Source organism: Acidimicrobiales bacterium (genome assembly GCA_041394265.1).
Lineage (GTDB): Bacteria > Actinomycetota > Acidimicrobiia > Acidimicrobiales > SZUA-35 > JBBQUN01.
In genome coordinates, this window is the sequence record JAWKIO010000005.1 from 2,986,894 (window position 1) to 3,003,757 (window position 16,864).

Genomic DNA, 16,864 nt, shown 5'->3' on the forward strand with positions numbered 1-16,864 from the left:
TTTCGGCCGCTGCTTGAGTCGGGGTCCGACGGGGCGACGTGGCGGGTCAGTGAGCGGACGGCGGGCCCTGCAACGCCGTTCGCAGGTGGGCAACGAGGTCATCGAGCGAGGTGCTCGCGTTGAGACCCGAGGGGTTCGGCATGAGGTAGACCGGGCGTCCTCCGAGCGTCGATGGCTGCCAGCCCGCCGCGCGCTTCTCACCCGTGGCATGCCGCCAGCCGGTCAGACCGGCGACGATGACGATCTTCGGTGCGATCCATCCCAACGCCAGGTTCAGTCGGACGAGGCCCGAGCGGTACTCGGCGGCGCTGATCTCGTTGGCCCGGGCCGTGGCCCGCTTGACCAGGTCGGTGAAGCCGACCGACTCGTGGATCATCGCCTGTTCCGGCTTGCGAACCTCGGTGAGGAGTCCGGCCTCGACCGCAGCGTCCCAGAAGCGGTTTCCGGGTCCGGCGAACCCGTAGCCGGCGTCCGCCGAGCGCACGCTGGGATTCAGACCGACCATCACGGCTCGGAGCCCCGGCGACAACATGTCGGGCAGCGTGCGCTCCCGGACGAGCTTGTCGGCGTCGGTGGAAAAGCCGGCTCCCTCGATCAACACGTCTTTGGCCACGGGGAGGTCGCCCCGCATCGTGACGCGGACCGTGGCGTCGACGGGAAGCGCTCGATGGAGTCGGGCGAGCCAGAGCGGCAGCGCCCCGACGTCGAGCGTGGACTCGCGACGCAGACCAACGTCTTCGGAGTTGGCCTTGACGACGATGTCACTCATCGTTGGCTCCCGAAGGATCGATGGTGAGAAGGGATCGCCACCCGGAGACGCTACCGGCTGGTCGCGCCGATGGCGTGTGACCGGGAATCGGTGCCGACCGGGCACGCACACCGATGACCCGGCCGATCACGGCGCCGGCGACGACATCGCTGGCGTGGTGCATGCGAGTGTGGATGCGGCTGGTGGCGACGACCAGCGCCATCGACCACCACACGACGCGCCCTCGGGGCATCGCCTCGTCGAGCAGGGTGGCGGCAACCACGGCCGACGATGAGTGTCCGCTCGGAAAGCTCGAGGTCTTGGGCCGGCGCACCTGGTGCTGGTCGACCTCCCAGTTCCCCGGCCGCTCCCGCCGGACGAGCGGCTTGATCATTCCGTTCACGAGGATCGACTCGATCCCGAGCGTGATGGCCATGCGTACGGCCCGACCACGCAGGTCGGGCCGCACGATCGCCATGGTGATGCCGATGGCGTGCCACAGCATCGAGTTGTGGGCGCTCTCACTGGCCAGGTACGCCACCCGATTGGCGACGTGACTTGACCGCAGTGGTTCGAACGCCTGATCGACCGACCGATCGAACGAGCGAACCAGTTCGGTTGCTCGTGGTCGAAGGGGCATCGGACGATCTTAGGGAGCGACAGCGGTCGCTCAGGCGTTCTTCCACTGGTTGAGGAGCTTGCCGAACTCGTCGGCCGGGCTGCCCGGCACGATGTAGCCGGTCTCGTCGTTGATGGCGTCCCAGTCGTCACGCACGGACTCGGCCGTGATCTCGGTGCCACGGTGCACACCCTGGGTGAGACCGATGAAGTAGCGGGCGACGGTGCCACCGGCGGCCGAGTAGACCGCACCGCTGGTGTCGCAGTCTTGATGCGCAAGCCAGATGACGAGCGGGGTGACCAACTCGGGATTGAGCGAGTCGGCCATCGGGCCGAGGATGTCCTCGGTCATCCGGGTGCGAGCCACCGGCGCGATGGCGTTGGCCTTGATGTTGTACTTGGCGCCCTCGGCCGCAAGGACCCGAGTGAGGCCGACGAGGCCCATCTTGGCGGCGGCGTAGTTCGACTGGCCGAAGTTGCCGGTGAGGCCGGAGTTCGACGAGGTGTTGATGACCCGGCCCGAGCCCTGCTCACGGAAGTGGATCCAGGCGGGCAGGGTGACGTAGAACGCACCCTTGAGGTGGACGTCGATGACCGGGGACAGCAGGTCGTCGGTCATGTTGTGGAAGGTCTTGTCGCGCAGGATGCCGGCGTTGTTGACGACGATGTCGACCTGGCCGAAGGCATCGATGGCGGACTGCACGATGGCGGCGCCGCCCTCGGGCGTGGCCACCGAATCGGCGTTGGCGATGGCCTCACCACCGAGCGCCTCGATCTCGGCGACGACCTTCTCGGCGGCCGTGGCGCTGCTACCGCTGCCGTCGACGGCACCGCCGAGGTCGTTGACGACGACCCGAGCACCACGTCGTGCGAATTCGAGTGCGTGCTCACGACCCAGACCGCCGCCCGAACCGGTGACGATTGCGACCTGGCCGTCGAATCCGAGATCTGCCATGTTGAACTCCTACATTTCGTGTGGTCTGCCGCATGCACGGGGGTGCACACGCGGCGGGACGATCCTAGAGCCGGTCAGCGGTGTTGGTCGAAAGCCGCTCGGGTGCAGCAGGTGGCTTCGCACTTTGGCCGGACCTGCGCTCGTCTTCTAGGTTGCACTCGAACCGACCGATCGTGACGCCAGGGGGAATGTGATGTCGAACGAAACCGCGCCAGACCAAGAAGGGCCCGACCAAGGAGCGGCCGAAGCAGCGGTGCTCTACGAAGTGGATCAGGGGGTGGCGCTGATCACGCTGAACCGCCCCGACCGGCTCAACGCATGGAACGGCGCCATTGCCGAGGGCTACTTCGGTTCGCTCGATCGGGCCGCCGCCGACCCCGACGTGCGGGTCATCGTGGTCACCGGCGCTGGGAAGGGATTCTGCGCCGGGGCCGACATGGACGTCCTCCAGGGCATCGGTAGCAACTCGGGGAACGCCGATTCCGCCGCTGCCGGACCGGCCCACACCCACGCCATGACGATTCCCAAGCCGGTCATCGCGGCGGTGAACGGTGCTGCGGCTGGCCTTGGCTTCGTACATGCCCTTGCGTGCGACCTTCGCTTCGCTGCCGCCGGGGCGAAGCTCACCACCTCCTTCGCCCGTCGGGGTTTGATCGCCGAGCACGGCCTGTCGTGGACCCTGCCTCGCCTGGTCGGCCAGGCCGTTGCGCTCGACCTGCTGATGTCGGGGCGGGTCGTGCTGGCCGAAGAAGCGCTCGAGCTCGGTCTGGTGAACCGGGTGGTCGCACCCGGCGAGCTGCTGGCCGAGACGATGGCGTACGCCCGCGACCTCGCCGTGAACTGCGCGCCGGCATCGATGGCGGTCATGAAGCAGCAGGTCTACACCCACCCGCAGATGTCGGTGGCCGATGCGCTCGCCGAGTCGAATTCGATGATGGTCGAATCGCTGCGCCGCACCGACTTCAAGGAGGGCGTTGCGAGCTTCCTCGAGAAGCGTCCGCCGAACTTCGCGCCGCTGGGTGATCTGTGAGCACCGCGCACATCGTCGGAGCGTTCGAGCACCCCGGCCGGCACCTGCCTGATCATACGGTCCCCCAGATCCACGCCGAGGTGGCGCACGGCGCGCTCGCCGATGCCGGCCTGACCTTGGCCGACGTCGATGCGTACTACTGCGCCGGTGATGGGCCAGGCTTCGGCGCGCTGTCGATGGCGGAGTACATCGGGGTTCGCCCGAAGATGCTCGACAACACCGAGACCGGCGGATCGTCCTACCTCGTCCACGTGCAACACGCGGCGCAGGCCATCGCCGACGGGGCGATCTCGGTGGCGCTGATCACGTTGGCCGGCAAGCCGCGAACGGGCGGCACGCTGCCCGGTGCCTCGGCCCGGCCCACCGCTCCCGAATCCCCGTTCGAGTCCGACTTCGGGCTCTCGGTCGTCTCCGGCTACGCCATGGCGGCCACCCGCCACATGTACGAGTTCGGCACGACCAGCGCGCAGCTGGCCGAGATCAAGGTCGCCGCCTCGGTCCACGCCCAGCACAACCCCAACGCCTTTCTCCCCAACGTGGTCACGGTCGAGGAGGTCCTCGAATCGCCGATGGTCGCCGATCCGCTGCACCGACTCGATTCGTGTGTGATCACCGATGGCGGGGGAGCGCTGGTGGTGGTGAGCGCCGAGGTGGCGGCGTCGCTCGGTCGGGCGAGCGCCGAGGTGATCGGCGCCGGCTTCGGCTTCAAGAGCGCCTCGCCGTCGCCGATCGACTTGACCTACACCGGCGCGGTGTACTCCGGCCCGATCGCGTTCGCCCAGGCAGGCGTCAAGCCGACCGACATCCAGTACGCATCGATCTACGACTCGTTCACCATCACGGTGCTGCAAACGCTCGAAGACCTCGGCTTCTGTGCCAAGGGCGATGGCGGCCGGTTCGTTTCCGACGGGGCGTTGCAGGCGCCGCATGGGACGTTGCCGTTCAACACCGACGGCGGTGGCCTCTGCAACAACCATCCGGCAAACCGGGGCGGCATCACCAAGGTGATCGAAGCCGTCCGCCAGGTCCGGGGCGAGGCACACCCTGCCGTCCAGGTCCCCAACTGTGAACTGGTGCTGGCGCACGGCACCGGCGGCAGCCTCGCCACCCGGCACGGTTCGGCCACCTTGATCATGAAGCGAGGTCTGTGATGTCGACGCCATCATCTGGACTGCCCACCCACGAGCCGACCATCACCCCCGACACGGCGCCATACTGGAACGGCCTGGCCGAGGGGGTCATACGGCTCCCGCACTGCGGATCATGCGACGCACTCGTCTGGTATCCGCGGCCGATCTGCCCAGGCTGCGGCAATGCCGAGCTCGAGTGGCGCGAACTGTCGGGCCGGGGCACGGTGTACTCCTACTCGATTGCTCGTCGGACGCCGGGCAGTTGGGGCAAGGTGGTCCCGTATGTCCTGGCCTACGTCGAGCTCGACGAGGGGCCGAGGGTGATGACCAACATCGTCGCCGCCGATCTCGACACCCTCGAGTGCGGCCAGCCCGTGACCGCGATCTTCGACCCGACCGCCGAGGGGATGGCCGTCCTGCGATTCCAGCAGATCGGTACGACGGGGGCGTAGTCTGAGCGGCGGCCAACCGCTGGCTGCCCGCCGATCCCTGCTGCCTCGAATGCTCTTTCCCACAACCGCCTTCGCTGCCTTCTTCACGGTCGCGTTCCTGGTGAATTGGCTGCTCCGGCCTCGTCACGATGTGTGGCGCCTCGCCATGATCGCGTTGAGCTTCTTCTTCTACGGGTACTGGAATGCCAAGTTCACCGGTCTGCTGGCGGCATCGGTCATCGGCAACTGGTTGGCGGCGCACGCCGTCGCAGCCGACCGCCTCGAGGTAGGAGGGGCAACGAAGCTCGGGCCATCAGGCCGGATGGCGCTGCGCATCTCGATTGCGCTCAACCTCGTCGTGCTCGGGTTCTTCAAGTACTACGGCTTCTTCGCCACCTCGCTGACCAACGCACTCGACTCGGTCGGGATCGGGGCCTCACCACCGCTGCTCGAGATCATCCTCCCGGTTGGCATCTCGTTCTTCACATTCCAGGCGATCAGCTATGTGATCGACGTCGCCCGCGGCGAGTTCGAGCGCCCGATGTCGTTGCTCGACGTGGCCTTCTACCTTTCGTTCTTTCCCCAGCTGGTGGCCGGTCCGATCGTGCGTGCCACCGACATGGCCGAGCAGATCGTCGCCCCGCCGGATCCCCGGCGGATACCGGCCGTCGAGGCGATCTGGCTCATCGCCGGTGGGATGTTCAAGAAGGTCGTGGTGTCGAGCTACCTGTCGGCCCAGATCGTCGACCCGGTCTTCGCCGTGCCGTCGCAGTACTCGCGCTGGGAGGTCCTGTTCGCGATCTACGCGTACGCCGTGCAGATCTTCGCCGACTTCAGTGGGTACACCGATATCGCCATCGGCTGTGCCCTGCTCCTCGGGTTCCGATTCCCGCAGAACTTCGATTCGCCCTATCGGGCCCTGAGCATCCAGGACTTCTGGCGACGGTGGCACATCACGCTGTCGTCGTGGCTGCGTGACTATCTCTACATTCCGCTCGGCGGCAACCGGGGCGGCACCCTGCTCACCTACCGGAATCTCTGGCTCACCATGGTGCTCGGAGGGTTGTGGCACGGTGCCGCGTGGAACTTCGTGCTGTGGGGGGCGATCCACGGAACGGCACTGGCGGTCGAGCGCCTGCTGAGCGCCGCGTGGCGACCCATCGGGTTCCCGACTCCGATCGTCACGATGGCCAAGTGGTCGGTCACGTTCCACATCGTGTGTTTCGCCTGGATCTTCTTCCGAGCCAGCGACGCCACGCTCGCCTTCGAGATGGTGGGCCGCATCGTCGGCGGCGGGGCGTCGTCGACCTCGCTCGTGACGGTGCTGCTCGTGGCGGTGATCGCCGTCATGGTGGCGAGCCAGCTCATGCCGCCTCGTCTGGGCGACCAGACCCAACGTCAGTTCGGCACCATGCCGGTCTACGTCCAGGGCCTGTCGCTGGCATTGTTGTTGACCGCGATCGATGTTTTCGGTCCCGAGGGCGTTGCCCCCTTCATCTACTTCCAGTTCTGAGCAGCCGATGACGTCTCCCGACATGCAGCATCTGCGGGCGCCCGATCCGACTCGTCCCAACAGGGTCGATGTCATGAGCGCAGGTCGCACCCTGGCCATCATGGTCCTTGCGCTCGGGTTGGCGGCAGTGTTCAACGCCGGGCGCCAGGCAGAGCGGGCCTCGCAACAGCCGCTGGGTGCGAGTCGGGATCGAGCGCTTGCGATCTGGGAGCCGATCGACGCGGTCGCCTCGCCGCTCGGACTCGAAGCGCCGCGCTCGGTTCTCGAGGTCGTTCGGTACGGCCATACCGTCACCAACGGCTCGACCGGGGGTGAGACCGGTGGCACGTTCGACGTCGCAGCCGGCGGCGGGACCGGGCAGGAGGACGGTGCCACAGCGACGACGACCCCAGGAGGCGACGGCTCGACGAACTCGACCGTCGCTGGTGACCCCGGCGTCACCACACCGGCCGAGACCACCACCACCGTGACGGTCGAGACGGCACCACCGACGTCCGCAGCGCCTCGGGTGCCGACGGCCGCCGAACCGCTGCGGGTCTCGCTGATCGGCGATTCGACGATGATCGAGACCGGGAAGGCGCTGCAGCGCTCGCTCGCCGACACGGGGATCGCCGAGAGCATCCTCGACGCTCGGGCGTCGTCGGGCTTCTCACGCCCCGACTTCTACGACTGGCCGGCGCACCTGCGCGAGGTCATCCCCGAGCGAAACCCCGAAGTCGTCGTGGCCATGTTCGGCGGCAATGACGCCCAGGGGTTCGTGGTGGATGGCTCCGTGTACGAGTTCGGGTCGGCCGAGTGGGTGACCGAGTATGGCAACCGGGTGCGGGGCGCCATGGAGTACCTGGCCGCCGATGGCCGCACCGTTCTCTGGATCTCGCAGCCGACGATGCGCTCGGAGTCGTTCGAATCCAAGATCGCCACGATCAATCAGATCTATCGGGAGCAGGCCGACCTCGTGCCCGGCGTGACCTACCTCGACAGCCGTCCGCTCCTCTCGCCCAACGGCTACACGGCGTACGGTCCGGGCGCCGACGGCTCCGAACGACAGCTGCGAGCCAACGACGGCATCCATCTCACCGATTCCGGTGGCCAGGTCATCTCGGCCAACGTGCTCGCCATCCTCACCGAACGCGGCTTCCTCCCCCCGATCCCCTGACCCCACCCACGATCGAGCTTGAACTCTCGGCTGTCGAGCCCACTCGAAGTGAACTCTCGGCTCAGGAGCCCACTTCCGGGCCGGAGAGCCGAGAGTTGGTTGATGGTGGGCTCAGCAGCCGAGAGTTCGGGACGGGCCAGGGTGGGTCAGGCGAGGGTGGAGCGGAGGGCGTCGAGGGCGGCGTTGTGGCCGCAGAGGCCGTGAACGCCACCGCCGGGCGGGGTCGACGACGAGCAGAGGAACAGTCGGGGATTGCCCGTGCGGTAGGGGTGACGGCGGAGTCCGGGGCGGGCGAACAGTTGGAGCCCGTCGACCGCACCGCCGCCGATGTCGCCGCCGACGTTGTTCTCGTTGTATTGCTCATACCAGGACGGCGACGCAGTGTGTCGGGCCACGATCGTGTCTCGGAACCCCGGAGCGAAGCGCTCGATCTGCTGCTCGATGGCGTCGGTTACATCGATCGGACAGCCGTTGGGCACGTGCGCGTAGGTCCACAAGGTGTGTCCTCGCTGCTCGCCGGCGGCGGGATCCGGGGTGCGGGAGTCGTCGAAGATGCTGTGCTGGGCGACCAACACGAACGGTCGCTCGGGCATCGTGCCCTTCGCGACGAGGGACTCTGCTGCGTCGATCTCGTCGATCGTGCCCCCGACGTGCACCGTGCCGGCACGGCGGCAGACTTCGGCCGTCCACGGCACCGGTTCGCTCAGCGCGTAGTCGACCTTGAACACGCCCGGTCCATGGCGGAAGGACGAGAAGGTTCGTCGGTCACGGGCGGACAGCTCGGCGCCGGCGATCGCAAGCACCTGACGCGGGGTGAGGTCGAAGAGCACGACGGCGGACTCGGGCAGATCGGCGAGCGAGCGGACGGGGCGGTCGCACACCACGTCGCCCCCGAGCGATTCGAGGATGTCGACCATGACTCGGATCAGCTCCTGCGAGCCGCCCTTGATCGACGGCCAGCCGGCGACGTGCGCCGCACCGCCGAGCAGGAGGCCGAAGGTGGTGGTGAGGGGTCGGTGGAGCGGAAGGAACGAGTGGGCGGCGGCGCCGGCGAAGAGCCCGCTGGCCTCGGGTGTCGAAAATCCCCTGGCGCTGATGGTGGCGGGAAGGGCGGCGCGAGCGCCGAAGCCGGCCATCGACAGGGGGTGCTTCGGGAGCTCGGTGATCGGCGTGAACAGATCGTCGGCCAGCCGGTCCCAGCGCTCGGCCACCCAGCCGACCAGCTGCTCCCACCGCTTCCCGTCGGTACCGAGCCGCTCGATCGTGGCGTCGAGCGATCGATAGGCCGCTCCGGCACGATCGCCGCCGATGGGATGGGCGAAGTCGACCTCGGGAGCAGCGAACGACAGCGAAGCACCGGCACGCTGGTGCCCCTCCAGGTCGAGCGACGCCATGAACGAGGTCGCCGAGGCCAGCGGGTGGATGGCCGAGCAGACGTCGTGTACATAGCCGGGCAGCGTCAGTTCCGCCGAACGGGCGCCGCCTCCGGGCGTTGCCGCTGCCTCATACACCCGCACCGATCGGCCGGCTCGGGCCAGCGTGATCGCGGCGGCGAGGCCGTTGGGGCCGGCGCCAACGACCACCGCGTCCAGCTGCTCGCTCCCGCTCATAGGGGCCGCAAGGACGTGACGACGATGCCGGACATGGCGTCAGTGTGCCCTGCGGGCCAGGTGGCGTGGCGGATCGCTCGCGACGATCCGTATGCGGTGGTTTGGCCGGTGAGCCCTACTCCGGGACGGAGCGATACGCGGCGAGCAGGTCGCGGACCGAGATCATGCCGACGACCTTTCGGTGGCCGCCCACCGTCTCGACCACCGGGAGGTGCCGCATCCCGCCTTCGAGCATGAGTTCGGTGGCCACTTCGATCGTGGTGTCGGGGGTGACGGTGCTGAGGTCGACGCTCATCCAATCGCTGACCCGCTCGTCGTTTGGGTCGCCGTCGTCGGCGAGGGAGCGGACGATGTCGCGCTCGGAGATGATGCCGGCCAGATCACGTGCGGAGTTGTCGAGCAGGACCGGCGACGCACCGATGTCGTTCTCGGCCATGAGGGCCGCAGCCTCGGCGATCGAGAGGTGCACGTGGATCTCGATGGGTACCGAGGCCATCGCCTGGCTGACGGGGGCCTGCAAGCTGGTGATGGTTCGTGGATTGCCCATGCCTCACCTTGGCGCTCGCCGCCACCTGGTCACCAGGGCAGAAGGACCCGATCCGTCCCCTTGGAAAGGGCGAGCTAGCGTGTCGAGGTGGCTCCATGCCAGTGCGGCACCAGCAATGCAGACGACGCCAGGTTCTGCGCGTCGTGCGGCGCTGCCCTCGGGGAGCCGGTCGGCCTTCTGGGAACGACGTCGACCGTCACGAATGTGGCCACCACCGAGGGAATCGACCGCCGCTGGATGGTGGCGGTAGGGGCGTTGCTGATCGCCGTGATCGGCTGGTCGGTGTCATCTGGTCGATCGAACGAGGCGACACCGGGCGAGGACCAACGCGGTGCGGAGCTCGGCGACGACACCACGACGACCACCGTCCCCCCGACCACCAGCACCGGCGGGCCCACCACGACGAAGCGAACGACAACCACGACCGAGCCCGAGCCGCCAACGGTCACGATCGTCGGCGATGGTGGACCTCTGGTCGGTGAACCAACGGGGCTTCGGCTGATCATCGGAGCGAACTCGTACCGACCGTCGATCCTCGATCTCGACACCGGCGAGCTCGTGACGGCGTCGCGCTCGGGCGGTGGACTGGATCCGCAGCTGGTATCTGGCGAGTGGCTGGTCGCTCGGCAATCCGAGCGGCTGGTGGCCGTTCCGCTCGACGATCTCGGCGCCGATCCGGTCACGCTACTTCCTGAGAACTCGAGTCCGTGGCTCGACCTGGCGGATCTGACGCCGCGAACCGATGGCCGAGCGTGGGTCTACACCTATGACGAGAACGCAACGCTGATGCTGGTCGACCTCGCCACGGGCGAGCCGATCGACGAGGCCTTCGCCGACGGCCATGTCCGGCCTGGTGTTGTCCGGTTCGCGCTTGGTACGTCGGATGGTCCGCTGCTCGTCGACCATGCCGGCGGCGGTGTGTACGAGTACACCGAAGGTCGCTATCGCCAGGTGAGCGAGGGGCACTTGATCGTCGCCGACGACCGTCGAGCACTCGTCGAGTCCTGCGATGACGAGCTGGTGTGTCGCCGGGAGTGGTTCGATCGCAGGACCTGGCAGCCGGCGCCGCTGGAGGTCCCGTCATCGAGAGCCGACGAGATCTCGTTCCTGAACGGCAGCGACTGGATGATTCTCTACCAATGGGGTCGAGAGCCGAGCGCCGAGATGTTCAACGTCGTCACGGGCCGCCAGCGTCCCCTCGTCACCGACCCCTACTCGGGTTTCGTCGGTGAGCGACCGGTGGTGTCGACCGACGGTCGATGGGGGGCGGCAACGATCAGTGGCGATCTCGTCATCGTCGACTTGGCGTCGGATGCCGAGTGGCACTTCGATGACATCGGGCTGTACTCGAACCAGTCGGTCTTCACGACGCTCGACGTTGGCTATGCCCTCCGGCCGATCGTGATCGCCGAAGACGGGGCCAGCGGATGAGCGACGACGTGCGCGTACCGCACCAGCAGTGCCTCTGCGGGCACGAGTGCACCGCCACCGCGCGGTTCTGCCCGTCGTGTGGGTCGGCCCTCGGCGGTGGGTCCGTACTCCTCGGCGCATCGACTGAGGAGGTGGCCGGCGTCGACCCTGGCATCGACCGCCGCTGGATGGCCGTCGCCGGCCTCCTGTTCGCGGCGGTGATCGGCTGGTCGGTGTGGTCAGGCGGATCGAGCGAGTCACTGGCCAACGACGACTCGGCTGGCACCACATCATCGGCTCCGACCACCTCCACCTCGGCCCCGACAACGACCACCCGCCCCCGGCCGACGTCTGCACCCAGCACGACCGCTCCGATTGACGGGATCGCGACGCTGGTCGGCGATGGCTCGCCGCTCGTCGGTGAACCCACCGGGCTCCGCCTCCTCATCGGTAGTGACTCGAAGCAGCCATCGGTTCTCGAACTGGATACGGGCCGTTTGTACACGAACGAACGCAAGAGCTGGTTCCAGCCGCTCGTGGTGTCGGGAGCGTGGCTCGTCGGTCGATCGAACGAGCGCCTCGTGTCGCTCCCGCTGGACGACCTCGGTGCGGAACCTGTCGAACTGCTTTCTGGCGAGCCCGGGATCTGGCATCTCGCAGATCCCTCGCCGCGTCGTGACGGAACGCTGTGGGTCCGTGGGTATCGCGAGGATGGCTCGGAGCTGGTGCGCCTCGATGCGGCGACGGGTGGCGCGATCGAGCGCTACGCCGATGACCTCGGCACCGGGAGCAACCAGTATTGGCAGCTCCCCCCGACCGACGCACTGCCTGCCTTGATCGATCCTCTGGGCGGTGGCATCTACGAAATCGACGGCGACGACTACCGAGAGGTGGCCGACGGCCACCTCGTGGCGGTCGACGATCGGCGGGTGCTGGTGGAGACCTGTGATCGCAACCTGCGCTGCATCCAGCGATGGTTCGACCGAGCCAAGTGGGAACCGCTCGACCTCGCCGTCCCGGAGGGCGAGCCTGACTCGGTCATGTTCGCGGCCGGCACCGACTGGTTGGTGCTGCGGTGGTACACCAGCGATGGAGCGCCGGCGACGCTGCTCAACGTCGCCGACGGGCGTACGAGGGACGTTGCGCCCAATCAGTTCGACCCCTACAGCGCTTTCACGCCGCCGATCTCCCCCGACGGTCGGTGGCTCGCAACGGTCGCCGGTCGCGACCTGGCGATCATCGACCTGGAGGCGGGTACCGAGACCCTGATCGAAGGTGTCAACGTCTCGTACTCGATGATGCTGTTCACCGATGCCGAGGCGGGGATCCAGCCGCCGCTCGCAACCGGCGAGGACGCCGAGGAGTGAGCGTCGACCTGGCCTCGGTCCGCCGTTGTTCCTGCGGTGAGAGGCTGATCGATGCGTCACGGTTCTGCTCGGCCTGTGGCCGGTCCCTCGACAGCGAGTACGCGACGGCCGAGCGCAGTTCAACGACCGTGGTCGACACGGCACGGACGACCGGCCTCGATCGACGCTGGCTCGTCGTTGCGGCACCGCTCCTCGCCCTGGTCGTGGCGTGGTCGACATGGCCGAGAGGCTCGGTCGATGATCGGTCGAGCCCGACCGCCGACGCCGTGTCCGAGTCGGCTGTTGCTGAGGTGACCGAGGTCGATCGCATCGATGACGCGGTCGGCGCCGATGGGAGCAACCCGCCGCCGGTCGTTGCCGAACGAGTGCAAACTCGCCAGATCGGCACCGGTGCACCACTGCTCGGTGAGGTGACCGGGCTCCGAGCCATCTTCGTCCAATCGTCGAGCCGGGTGTCGGTGCTCGATCTCGACTCGGGAGTGCTGACGTCGGGAGCGACGATCTACAACTGGTTCGAGCCCCTCGTGGTCTCCGGTGACTGGTTGGTGGCACGCATCGATGTGACCCTGTCGGCCGTTCCGCTCGGCGATCTCGGCGCTCGCCCGGTGCACCTGCTCGGCGAGGATGGTCTCGAACCCTTTGCCTTGTCGATCATCTTCCCCGAGCCCCGCAGCGACGGGACGATCGAGGTCGTGAAGTACGACGACGGCGGTCCCAGCTTCGTCACGGTCGACGTGGCGAGTGGCGCAGCGATCGATGCGTTCCGGCCTCCCTATGGCGTTCGGCCCGGGACGTGGATCCGCAGCGATGTCGAGGACGGCGAGCGCGTGTTCTCGACGAACGATGGTGGGGTCTACGTTTCCGACGACACGCTGCCCCTTCGTACGGCCGAAGGACGACTCGTGGCCAATGACGACGAGCGGGCGCTCGTCGAGCAGTGTGACGAGGCGTTGGCGTGCCGCCTCGGCTGGCTCTACCGGGCGACGTGGCAACCGGTCGATCTCGCCGTGCCAATGGTCGACATCGACGGCGCCACCTTCGTGGGTGGTACGGACTGGCTGCTGCTCACGAAGTCGCAAACCGGGTTCGAGCAGCAGTGGCTGTTCCACGTCGTCTCGGGCGACCTGCGACTGCTGGAGGCCGGCGAGCACCTGAACTTCGAGCAGTCGGCTCCACCCATATCGCCCGATGGGCGCTGGCTGGCGCTGCACGAATCGCCGAACCTCGTGATCGTCGATCTGACGACCGACCGTCGCCACGTCATCGAGGGCGTCGAAGGGCTGACCGGGGCGATGGTGCTCACCACCGCCGAGGTGGGGATCGGCGGTACCCCGTGACCGAAATCGGCGGGAAGCCGTGACAACGCAGTGCATCTGTGGGGCCGATCGCGCCGACAACGCTCGGTACTGCTCGGCGTGTGGACGAGCGGTCGACGAGCGATCGGCGGTGCTCGGAGCCGCCCCGGTCACGACGACGCACGTCGATGCCGACGGACTCGACCTTCGGTTCGTCGCCGTCGCAGCAGCGGTACTCATCGGCGTTTTCGGCTGGGCGATCACGGTCGGTGGCGGCGACAACGATGGTGAGGGCGCTGATTCGGTTGCCGCGACCACGACGTCATCGACCCTGGAGCACATGAGCTTGCCGCCGACCACTGCGCGCCCTCCTACGACGACGTCGTCCGACGCTGCGTTCGACGAGCGGGACGGGGATGCGGCCAGCACCGGCCTACTTTTCGCTGGACCAGGTGCCAGGATCATCGGTGACGGTGGACCACTGCTCGGCGAGCCGACCGGCCTCCTCCTCTTCCTTCGAGCCAGCCGTGAAGGGGTGGCGATCCTCGATCTCGACACCGGTGCGTTCGTTGACGGTGTCCCCGGCCAGCCGCCGCTCGATCCCGTGGCGGTGGTCGGCGATCTGCTCCTTGCCCGCTACTACGAGCGGTTGATCTCGCTGCGATTCGACGAGCTCGATGCCAAGCCCGTCTTCCTGCTGCCGTCCGCGCCGATCCAGGAGGTGGATTCGTCGCACCGAGGAACCGATCTGGTCTGGGTTGCCTACAAGGAGGGCGCCTTTTCGAACTACCTCCTCCTCGATGCGGCAGACGGATCGATTCTCGACGAGATCGACTACGACGAGCGTCGTGGTCTGCCGCTCGGCAATCGAGCACTCACGACACCGGGGCTCCCTGATCTGGTGACAGGAGTCGGCGGCGGCATCTACGAGTCGAGTGGCGGGAGGTTCACGAGGGTCGGCGATGGCACCCTCCTCGCCGCCGACAGCACCCGTGTGTTGGTCCGCGACTGCACCGCTCCCGACAGCTGCGATCTCGCTTGGCTCGATCGCAGGACCTGGCAGCCGCTGGCGTTGGCGGTGCCGACCGATGCGTTCGATGCGGTGTCGCTCGGCGAGGGCTCGGCCTGGTTGAGCGTCATCGACCTCGACGACTTCGCCACCCGGGCGCGCGTCCTCGATCTGTCGTCCGGTGAGGAGCACACCGTCGCTGTCGTGGCCTTCGATGCCTACGCCGGCGCGGGACCGACCACCTCCTCGAACGGTCGATGGATGGCACGAGTGGTCGATCGAGGGGTTGAGATCCTCGATACCACCACGGACGAGGCCACCCTCATCGAGCTGCCCGAGCGATTGCTCGGCACGGCGGTGTTCGTCGATGCCGACGTCGTCGGCTAGCTGACGCCTGCCTGTTCGGCGGCGTAGCCCGTCCACTTCTTGTAGTCGATCTTGCCGTTGGCGGCCCGGGTCAGCGAGTCGACGGTGAATACCTTGCGCGGCGCCTTGTAGTGGGCCAGCTGGGTCTTCACGTGGGCGATGATCTCGTCCTCGTCGAGCGGGGGGCCGACGGTCGGCTCGACCACGGCAGTGATGATCGACCCGAACCGTTCGTCGGGCACACCGACGGCAATGGCATCGACGATACGGGGATGCATCTTCAGAGCTTCCTCGACCTCTTCCGGGAAGACCTTCTCGCCGCCGGTGTTGATGCACTGCGAACCCCGACCGAGCAGGGTGATGGTGCCGTCGGCCTCGACCGTGGCCCAGTCCCCCGGCAGTGAGTAGCGCACGCCGTTGATCGTGGGGAAGGTGGCCTGGGTCTTCACCTCGTCCTTGTAGTAACCGACCGGCATGAGGCCCTTCACGCCCAGGCGGCCGATGTCGCCCGAGCCGGGCTCGACCAGCTCGCCGTCTTCGCGGATCACGATGCCGCTGTCACCCAGATCGAACTTGGCCGTGCTGCCGATGTTGTCCTTGGAGGAGTAGCTCGCTCCCATGCCGATGGCCTCGGACGACCCGAGCGAATCGAAGATGATGAGGTCGGGCATGTACGACAGCAGCCGTTCCTTGATGGGCTGACTCCACATGACGCCGCTCGACACCATGCTGGCGACGGTCGAGAGGTCCCACCGGTCGGGGTGCTCATCGAGCGCCTCGACGATCGGGCGGGCGAAGGCGTCGCCGACGATGATGACGGCGGTGACCTTCTCGCGCTCGATGGCATCGAGCATGAGCGGCGGATCGAAGTGACGGTTGGGCAGGGTCACCAGGCAGCCGCCGGCGGTGAGCGCGTTCATCGCGCTGATGTGGCCGGTGCCGTGCATCAAGGGTGCGCCTGGCAGCATCACCGGTGCGAGTTCGCCGATCTGACGGGTGACCTCTTTCCAGGCCTCGATGTCGGCGTCGGGCCCGAGTGGCATCGGGTGGGTCTTGGTGGTGACCTCGATCAGGGTGTTCTGATCCCACATGACGCCCTTCGGCATCCCGGTGGTGCCACCGGTGTAGAGGAACCACAGATCGCTGCCCGAGCGGCCCCACGGGGCGGAGACGTTCTCGTCGGTGCCGGCGGCCGCCGCAGTTTCGTAGTCGGTTGCCCAGTCGGGGCAGGGGTTGGTGCCGTCGTCGACCCACAGCCATAGCTTGACCTTGGGCAGCTGGTCACGGATTCGCTCGATCGTGTCGACGAACGTGGCGTGGAACGTGACCACCTCGGCGTCGGAGTTGTCCCACAGGTAGAGCAGCTCGTTGTCGGCGTAGCGGTAGTTCGTGTTGACCGGCACGAGCGACGCCTTGAACGAGGCGAACACCGACTCCATGTAGGGCGGCGAGTTGTACATGTACTGCGCCGACTTGCCCTGCTTCTTCACGCCGGCGTCGATCATGGTCTGGGCGACGCCGTTCGCTCGCCGGTTGAACTCGGTCCAGCTCGTGGTCTGGTCGCCGAAGACCTGCGCCCGCTGATCCCCTCGGATCTCGGCGCAGTGCTCCCACAGGTCGGCGAAATTCCACTTGCTCATGTGTCCCCCAGAGACGGTTGGCTGACAGCTGTCGTTCAG

The 16,864-nt window shown here is 67.4% G+C and carries 15 protein-coding genes; 9 read left to right on the top strand and 6 right to left on the bottom strand.

Annotation, left to right across the window (positions count from 1 at the left end):
* Positions 1–46: 46 nt before the first annotated feature.
* Genes R2733_14690 through R2733_14700 form a run of 3 tightly spaced genes read right to left on the bottom strand, consistent with a single transcriptional unit; the run spans position 47 to position 2,321 of the window.
* Positions 47–769 (bottom strand): mismatch-specific DNA-glycosylase, encoded by a 723-nt coding sequence (locus R2733_14690; GenBank protein ID MEZ5377750.1) that lies wholly within the window; start codon positions 767–769, stop codon positions 47–49.
* Positions 762–1,388, bottom strand: coding sequence for a phosphatase PAP2 family protein (locus R2733_14695; GenBank protein MEZ5377751.1), 627 nt, complete (start codon positions 1,386–1,388; stop codon positions 762–764). Before R2733_14695 ends, R2733_14690 begins: the two co-directional genes overlap by 8 nt.
* 30 nt (positions 1,389–1,418) lie before the next feature.
* A complete protein-coding gene (locus tag R2733_14700; protein MEZ5377752.1) occupies positions 1,419–2,321 on the bottom strand; it encodes an SDR family oxidoreductase in 903 nt (300 codons plus the stop codon).
* Between the two features lie 193 nt (positions 2,322–2,514).
* On the opposite strand from R2733_14700, the gene R2733_14705 reads away from it, so the two are divergent.
* The 5 genes from R2733_14705 to R2733_14725 all read left to right on the top strand — a co-directional run bounded on the left by R2733_14705 (position 2,515) and on the right by R2733_14725 (position 7,581).
* Positions 2,515–3,351: an enoyl-CoA hydratase gene (locus R2733_14705; GenBank protein ID MEZ5377753.1), complete on the top strand. Its 837-nt coding sequence runs from the start codon at positions 2,515–2,517 to the stop codon at positions 3,349–3,351.
* The gene (locus R2733_14710; GenBank protein ID MEZ5377754.1) at positions 3,348–4,502 is read left to right on the top strand and encodes a thiolase domain-containing protein; all 1,155 of its coding nucleotides are present in this window, start codon (positions 3,348–3,350) and stop codon (positions 4,500–4,502) included. The genes R2733_14705 and R2733_14710 overlap by 4 nt, the downstream gene beginning before the upstream one ends.
* A complete protein-coding gene (locus R2733_14715) occupies positions 4,502–4,933 on the top strand; it encodes a Zn-ribbon domain-containing OB-fold protein (GenBank protein ID MEZ5377755.1) in 432 nt (143 codons plus the stop codon). The genes R2733_14710 and R2733_14715 overlap by 1 nt, the downstream gene beginning before the upstream one ends.
* Before the next feature lie 49 nt (positions 4,934–4,982).
* Complete coding sequence (locus R2733_14720) at positions 4,983–6,425, top strand: MBOAT family protein (protein MEZ5377756.1); 1,443 nt, start codon at positions 4,983–4,985, stop codon at positions 6,423–6,425.
* A 73-nt stretch (positions 6,426–6,498) separates the two neighbouring features.
* The gene (locus R2733_14725) at positions 6,499–7,581 is read left to right on the top strand and encodes a DUF459 domain-containing protein (protein ID MEZ5377757.1); all 1,083 of its coding nucleotides are present in this window, start codon (positions 6,499–6,501) and stop codon (positions 7,579–7,581) included.
* A 146-nt stretch (positions 7,582–7,727) separates the two neighbouring features.
* On the opposite strand, the gene R2733_14730 is transcribed toward R2733_14725, so the two are convergent.
* Entirely contained in the window at positions 7,728–9,191 is a 1,464-nt protein-coding gene (locus R2733_14730) for an NAD(P)/FAD-dependent oxidoreductase (protein ID MEZ5377758.1), read from the bottom strand.
* 115 nt (positions 9,192–9,306) lie between these two features.
* Positions 9,307–9,738, bottom strand: a complete 432-nt coding sequence (locus tag R2733_14735) for a CBS domain-containing protein (protein MEZ5377759.1) — start codon at positions 9,736–9,738, stop codon at positions 9,307–9,309.
* 87 nt (positions 9,739–9,825) lie between these two features.
* On the opposite strand from R2733_14735, the gene R2733_14740 reads away from it, so the two are divergent.
* The 4 genes from R2733_14740 to R2733_14755 are packed head-to-tail and all read left to right on the top strand — an operon-like array spanning position 9,826 to position 15,206.
* Positions 9,826–11,169, top strand: coding sequence for a zinc ribbon domain-containing protein (locus tag R2733_14740; protein MEZ5377760.1), 1,344 nt, complete (start codon positions 9,826–9,828; stop codon positions 11,167–11,169).
* Positions 11,166–12,515, top strand: coding sequence for a zinc ribbon domain-containing protein (locus R2733_14745; protein ID MEZ5377761.1), 1,350 nt, complete (start codon positions 11,166–11,168; stop codon positions 12,513–12,515). The genes R2733_14740 and R2733_14745 overlap by 4 nt, the downstream gene beginning before the upstream one ends.
* A complete protein-coding gene (locus R2733_14750; GenBank protein MEZ5377762.1) occupies positions 12,512–13,852 on the top strand; it encodes a hypothetical protein in 1,341 nt (446 codons plus the stop codon). Before R2733_14745 ends, R2733_14750 begins: the two co-directional genes overlap by 4 nt.
* A gap of 19 nt (positions 13,853–13,871) precedes the next feature.
* The gene (locus R2733_14755) at positions 13,872–15,206 is read left to right on the top strand and encodes a hypothetical protein (GenBank protein ID MEZ5377763.1); all 1,335 of its coding nucleotides are present in this window, start codon (positions 13,872–13,874) and stop codon (positions 15,204–15,206) included.
* Here the strand turns inward: R2733_14755 and R2733_14760 are convergent.
* Positions 15,203–16,825 carry an AMP-binding protein gene (locus R2733_14760; GenBank protein ID MEZ5377764.1) on the bottom strand — a complete coding sequence of 541 codons (1,623 nt, stop codon included), beginning with the start codon at positions 16,823–16,825 and terminating at the stop codon, positions 15,203–15,205. The two genes, R2733_14755 and R2733_14760, sit on opposite strands and share 4 nt — an antisense overlap.
* Between the last annotated feature and the right edge of the window lie 39 nt (positions 16,826–16,864).